The organism is Porphyrobacter sp. MBR-155 (assembly GCF_040547625.1).
In the GTDB taxonomy this organism is placed as follows: Bacteria; Pseudomonadota; Alphaproteobacteria; order Sphingomonadales; family Sphingomonadaceae; genus Erythrobacter.
This window is the reverse complement of the sequence record NZ_JBEPQB010000020.1, coordinates 1-6,355: the sequence shown is the minus strand read 5'-3', so window position 1 is coordinate 6,355 and position 6,355 is coordinate 1. Positions and strand designations below refer to the sequence as shown.

The following is a 6,355-nucleotide window of genomic DNA, read 5'->3' as shown; positions in this document are numbered from 1 at the left end:
AAGTGATACCATCGCGCATCCTCCCTGAATCGCACGTCGGCAAGCCTCTGGGAATCCCTAAATGGACTCTTTCGTTCCGGTCAATCCACTAGTTACGAAAACTGGAGCCGTGAACGGCTTTCACATCGAACATATCCTCTCCTACAATAAGGAGAACATCGCAATCTATGAAGGGGACGAAGAGCGCTTCGAAGCCGAACGGAATCGGCTCGGCGCAGTCTTACTCCTAAAGGGACGCGACAACATCTCGAGCAACAACGAAGTCTACAAGCAAAAGCTCAAGTCGTATGCCAAAACCTTGCATTGGAATGAATCACTCCGTGAGGACAGCTATAAATCCAAGAAAGATTTCGACGGCTTCATGGCTAAGACACATTTGAAGTTCGAGCCTTACGCCAAATTTGGTCCCGATGAATTAGAAAATCGTCAAAATTTGCTATTTGAGATCGCTCGGCAGCTGTGGGGTTGAACGAGTCGATGGAGCTCGAAGGCGCAGAAAGGCGTCGAATTTGCAATTCTGTCTGATTTAGGGCAAGGGTCGCTGGCTCGCCGAGATGGCGGGCTGGAAATGAACCTGGATTGGTTCTGGATGGGGTTGTCACCGGATGGTGGCGGTTGAGCGGTCTAACCCACTGTCTCATTCCGTTGGATTGAAATGCCAACGCCGTTCAGCGCCAGTCCTCCTGGATAGGAAGACTACATATGAACCCGAACGAACTTCTCATTCGCTTTGAAACCGTTGACCGCCAGACCGAAGGGCCTGTTACGCGGCTTATTGGCTTTGCGCGTGCGCGCAATCTGCTGCCACTCCTTGATGCAGCTGATTTGGAAGCCAACCCGCGCACCGCGAAGGTTGGGCCGATTACGGCCGACATCATCGAGTCGATCCAGACTACGCCGAGCCTGTTCCCGTTCAAGACGAAGGGCATTCTTGTTGCATCGGCAAACTGCCGGGAACTTGAGCGTCGGCGCTACCATATGACCTTCGAAAACCCGGCGATCGAGGGAATCCTAGACGGTGGTCATAACACTCTCGCTATCGGCCTTTATATATTGAGCGTAGCCGGGGTCGAGCCGAAGGAGCTGAAAAAGATCAAAAGCTGGCCCGAATTCAAGGTGGCCTGGGAAGCGCATCATGACAAGGTGAGGGTACTGAAGGCGGCAGCCGCATCGGGTGATGGGGGTCCGCTCGATTTCCTCGTCCCGCTCGAAGTGTTGATCCCTGCAGATCCGGATGATGAAATCGAGCTTGAAGCGTTCACAAGCTCACTCTTCGAGATCTGTGCTGCGCGTAACAACAACCGCCAGCTCGCTGACGAGGCCAAGGCCAACAAGAAGGGACTGTACGACTACTTGCGTGAGCAGGTTCCGGCGGACATTTCCAAGCGCGTTGAGTGGAAGTCGAACGACGGTGGCGACGTGAAGGTGCGTGATATCGTCGCCCTTTCGTGGGTTCCCTTGGCTGCCGCCGCGTTGCCGGATGGTGTCTCCGCGCCGCGTACCGCTGATATCTACAGCGGCAAGGGCAAGTGCTCGATGGCGTTCGATATCCTGATGGAGCATCCGGCGGTTTCGACCCAGACCGCTGATGGAACCTTCGAACTGCACAATGTCGCGATTGCAAGCGCGCTCAAAATCGCAGGTGATATGCCGGCGTTGTTCGATCAGCTTTATGCGGCGTTCCCGGGCTCATACAACCGTAATCAGGGGAACTTTGGGCTCCTGCGGTCGGTGACCTCTGGCGACAAGCTTAAGTCAAAGCCCCGGACGCCCTATGGAAAGGCGAATACTACCCATCGCTATCCAGACGGCTTCATCGTGCCGCTTGCCGTGGGATTGCGCGCTTTGCTCAAGATCGACGCTGACGGAAATCTGGCGTGGAGGACTGATCCTGCGGACTTCATCGAGAAGCACCTCGATGAAATCGTGCGCAAGTACAAGGTTCTGATCCAGGCCTTCGGCGGCGACGCGCAGAAGATCGGCAAGAACGAGGGCAGCTATGCGCTTGCACTGGATGCCTTTGAAACCGAGCTGCTCAAGCTCGCTCAGAACGGCTGAGGGAGGTGATCATGGCCTGTAGAGCAAAGCCGAGTGGCGTTCGCCTGACCGAGGCCGATGCCGCGACGATCAAGGGAATGCTGGCGCGCGGTGATCGTCAGCATGACATTGCGGCATGGTTTGGTGTCAACAGCGGTCGGATCGCAGAAATCGCGACCGGCATGACTTTCAGTGGGGCCGTTCCGTCAGCAGCGGCGAACCTGCCGCCGCCAGGACCTTATCCGGCTGGGAAGGATGCGTATGCCGCGCTGGCAGCGCTACGTACGGCAAAGCAGGCGATTGCCGCGGCGGAAGAAATGGTGAGCGCCCAGCTGCGCTGATTGGATTGGGTCGGCACTCGGGTTTCGTACCTCCAGCGCCGACCCAACACTTTATCGGTTCGCTTCCCCCAACCACTCCGCAGCCTTCGCCGCCGCGCTGGCGGCGGTGAAGATCGCCCGGTTGTCGCCCTTGAGCACCTTGAGCCAGCTGGCGAGGTAGCAGGCATGGTCCGGACGCGGGGTCACCGATAGCCCCAGGTCCCCGCACAGGAAGGCTGAGCCAAGCTCGGCGACCAGCTCTTCCATGGCATAGGCCTCGTCACCGAAGCGCTTGCCAAAGGTGCGGGCGAGACGATGATCGGCACCACTCCAGTGGACCAACTCGTGGAGCAGGATAGCATACCAGTTCTGCGCTGCGCTAGCAGTGTCGGTGGTGAAGAACCGTTCGCGGTCGGGCATGGTGATCATGTCGGTGGACGGGGTGTAGTGGGCGCTGTCACCCTGGATGCGGATGGCAGCTCCGGTGGCAGCGATGAAAGCCTCGACATCGGGGATGGGATCGAAAGCCTCAGCTTCGGGCACCTGGGGCAAGGCATAGCCCTCGACCTGCGAGACGTTGAACACATGGGAACCCTGCGCGAAGATCCGGCCCGCGCCCTCGCGCGTCTCGTCTTCGCTGCCCTCGGCCTTGTCCAAGACCTTGTAGAACACGATTGGCGAGGCCTTCTCGCCCTTCCGGACCTGTGCGCCCAGCGATTGCCACTGGCGATAGGTTGCCCAGAGACCGTGGCCAAAGTCCTGCGCCTCGGCGCTGGCCCAAAGGGCAAGGACATTGACGCCGCGATAGGCCTTGCGGGTGACCGCATTGACGGGGCGAGTGAGCGGGGCGCTGCTCCGGTGCCAAGGGAGCGAGTAGTCGCCGGTGCCGCGCTCCAGCGCAGCGATGATCTGGTTGGTGATGGTGTCGTAGATGCTGGCGGTTGCGGTGTGGGCCATGGTGGTAAATCCTTCGTCCTGTCGTTGGGAACGCGGATGAAGGGACGGGCCGGATGGCCGGGTGGGTCAGCGCAAAGCGCGGAACAGCCAACACGGGAGGGCGTAGCCTGAATGGAGCGGGCAGGCTGTTGAACCCGCCCGGCACGGCCTGTCACTCAAGGAGCAGTTCATTCCAATGTCGGGGCGGAGGATGCCATGGCCCTGCGCGTGCGCTACCCGCGTTGTCAGCCAAGACCAGCCCCCAGAGACTTCGCTTTGGTGGCCTCGGGCGCACTCACCTCCATGGCGGTCTGCTTCTCGCCAGCGCGCTCATGGATGGCGCGGATCAGCCGCGCCTTGTCGTCGGTCACGACAATGGCCTCGGACTTCGCGCGCGAGAGCGCGACGTAGAGCATCTTCTGATCGACCAGATTGGCAGAGCGACTGTCGGCGTGGATCAGCACCCGCTCAGCGGTCTGGCCTTGGGCAGCGTGGGCGGTCTGGACATAGGCATGGCGCAGATGGGCGTCGCGGGGATCGGTGAGATCAAGCCGCTGCTCCCGGCCATTGGTCAGCGCGACGGTCGCCAGCTGGCGCTCGGCATCGATGCCGGTGATGGTGCCGCGCAACCCGTTGATGCGCCCGGCCTCGTGGTCGTTGCGGGTGAACTGCACCCGGTCGCCCGCCTGCAGCTCCATAACCTTGGGCTCGAACACCTCGACCTTGCCCGCGCCCCATTGGCGCAAACGCCAGTCGATGGCTGACCCGTCGGCGGCTTTCAACGCGATCGCAGCCTTGTCCGGATCGATCCGCTCGACCTTATAGGCAGCGCCGCGCGTCACGCCCTTGTCGGCATAGTCGCGCAGAAAGCGAACGGTGTCGCCGGGCGCGTAGTTGGCGGGATCGCGGGCCTCGATGCGCGACAGGTTTTTCGCGACCAGACTCTCTATGGTGACGGCAGGGCCGGACAGGACGCCCCTTGCGACAAGCTCACGGCGGATATCGGATGTCAGCGCATCGCGGCCATCACGGGACGGCTCGATCACGAGTGTGCGCGCCCGCTCGCTGGCATCGAGCGCGGCATAGGTCTTGGACATGGCGGCAAAGCGCTCACCCTGACTGCCATGGGCAACAATCTTTCCGCCGCCGCGCTCCAGCGCATCAAGCGCCTTGCGCGCATCGCCTTCGATCGATGCCAGCACCGCCTCGCGCGTCGCGGTATTGGTCTGGCGCACAACATTGTCGAGGCGTGCTGTGGCCATGCCGGCGGATTGGAGCTGCGCAAAGGCAGCGCCTGCGCCAACCGAGCCCAATTGCTTCACATCGCCAACCAGCACCACGCGGGCCTTGCTGTCGGCGGCAAGGCCAAACAGCGCCGCCATGTCGCGCGCGGACAGAAGCGAGGCCTCATCGACAATCCACACCCCGCCAGACAGCGAAGCGCCATTGCGAACCAGCTGGCGAGCCACCGTCTCGCCGCGCTGGCCAAGCGCGTCGCCCAATGTTTGCGCAGCTGACGCGGTTGGCGCAAGCGCGGTCACCGCAACCCCGCGCGCCTGCGCCTCGCGGGCAAACGTCGCCAGCACCGTCGTGGTCTTGGCGGTCCCGGCATAGCCTTGGAGACCGGTGACACGGTGCGGGCTGGTGAGCAGCGCGCGGGTGGCCGCGCGCTGACCCTCATTCCAGGGATGATCGGATTGCAGCTCTGCACGCACGACGGCGCTGGCGGCCTGCCTGGCCGAAAGGATCGAACCTGCGGCCCCGCGTCCTTCGACCTCCAAGCGCAACAATTGCCGCTCATGGGCGATATTCTCGGCAGTGGTGAACCCGGCAAACTCCGCACCGCGCTTATCGAGAAAGGTGCGCGGCACCAGCGCGCCATCACTCTGCGCCCGTGCAAGGGCTGCGCTGATCTGCGCGGCGGTCACCCGGCCCAACCCATAGCGCCCCGCCTCCTTTTCCAGCTCAGCGACGGCAAAGACGGATTGCCGTTCGCCGAGATTGGCGGCGGCAAATGCGACGGCCTGATGCGCCGTGATTTGCCCCTGCGCGAACAGCGCGCTGCCATGCCCACTGCTGACCGCCGCTTCCTTGCTGGCTGCCACCAAAGCCTCCCGCGCGTCCTTACCAAACCCCGCCGCATCCGCCTCCGCGCGCCAGTTCGCCACCAATTCGTCCCGCTCCAGGTTCTGCTTGGCCTCTCGGGTATCGAGCGCGGCGATCTGCTTTTCCTCGGCGGATGCGGTGGCGCGGGTCTGGCCGCGCTCGGCAAGCCGCGCTTCCACCTGCGCCGCACGTTCGCTGAAGGCGCGGATTACAGCGGCGGGCACGCCCTTGATCTCGAACAGGGAGTCCTTGCCCTGCTCGATGGCGTAACCCAATGCCCGCACGCCCACAGCGAGCTCCTGCCGATAGACCGCCCCGATGGCCTTCTGCAGCTGGTAGAGTGCGCGCGGCTCAAGGCTGCGCCAGTTTCCCTCGGCGTCCTGCGTCATGTTCATGATGACGTTGTGGGTGTGGAGCTGCGGGTCCTGCGCGCGGCTTGTGTCGTGCCGGAAGCTGGCAATCACAAGATTGTCGGTGGTCTGTCGCTGCTCGACCCCGCCGTCAGCGCGGATGCGTGTGGCAGCGGTATGGCGCTCGACATAGGCGAGCGCCGCCTTCACCGCATTGGCGTGCGCAGCGACCAGACGCCGGTCACCCGCCACCTCGGCCATGATCGAGACCGATTTGGGCGCGCTCATGGTTATGTCCCAACCGGGCCGGTGCTGGAGCTTGCCCTCGCGCATGGTGCCAAGCTGCTGGCCATGGGGCAGCGCACCATCAAGAATGGCACGGAATGTCTCGCGATTGACTTCGCCAGACAGGCCAAGCGCTTTGGCTCCTTCGCCCTGCCATTCGCTGGGGGAGATGCCACCATCGGCGTAATAGTCGTCGGCATCAAGGTAGTTCACAACGGCGGCCGAACTGGACTTGTAACGGTTTTGCGCCGGTCACCGATCTCACTATGCCACCCTGGCTTCGAATGCGAGCGGGCTGATGCCGCCCAGATACGAATGGCG

At 62.4% G+C, this 6,355-nt stretch carries 5 protein-coding genes; 3 read left to right on the top strand and 2 right to left on the bottom strand.

Annotated elements, in window-relative coordinates; genetic code table 11:
- Positions 1-61 precede the first annotated feature (61 nt).
- The 3 genes from ABIE62_RS14680 to ABIE62_RS14670 all read left to right on the top strand — a co-directional run bounded on the left by ABIE62_RS14680 (position 62) and on the right by ABIE62_RS14670 (position 2,378).
- A complete protein-coding gene (locus tag ABIE62_RS14680; RefSeq protein WP_354327133.1) occupies positions 62-469 on the top strand; it encodes a GmrSD restriction endonuclease domain-containing protein in 408 nt (135 codons plus the stop codon).
- 233 nt (positions 470-702) lie between these two features.
- The gene (locus ABIE62_RS14675) at positions 703-2,058 is read left to right on the top strand and encodes a hypothetical protein (RefSeq protein WP_354327131.1); all 1,356 of its coding nucleotides are present in this window, start codon (positions 703-705) and stop codon (positions 2,056-2,058) included.
- A gap of 11 nt (positions 2,059-2,069) precedes the next feature.
- Positions 2,070-2,378 (top strand): hypothetical protein, encoded by a 309-nt coding sequence (locus tag ABIE62_RS14670; protein ID WP_354327128.1) that lies wholly within the window; start codon positions 2,070-2,072, stop codon positions 2,376-2,378.
- A gap of 51 nt (positions 2,379-2,429) precedes the next feature.
- Here ABIE62_RS14670 and ABIE62_RS14665 read toward each other — a convergent pair whose 3' ends face one another.
- Both ABIE62_RS14665 and mobF read right to left on the bottom strand, forming a co-directional pair.
- Positions 2,430-3,314, bottom strand: coding sequence for an ArdC family protein (locus tag ABIE62_RS14665; protein WP_354327126.1), 885 nt, complete (start codon positions 3,312-3,314; stop codon positions 2,430-2,432).
- Between the two features lie 224 nt (positions 3,315-3,538).
- A complete protein-coding gene (gene mobF / locus ABIE62_RS14660) occupies positions 3,539-6,247 on the bottom strand; it encodes a MobF family relaxase (protein ID WP_354327125.1) in 2,709 nt (902 codons plus the stop codon).
- Between the last annotated feature and the right edge of the window lie 108 nt (positions 6,248-6,355).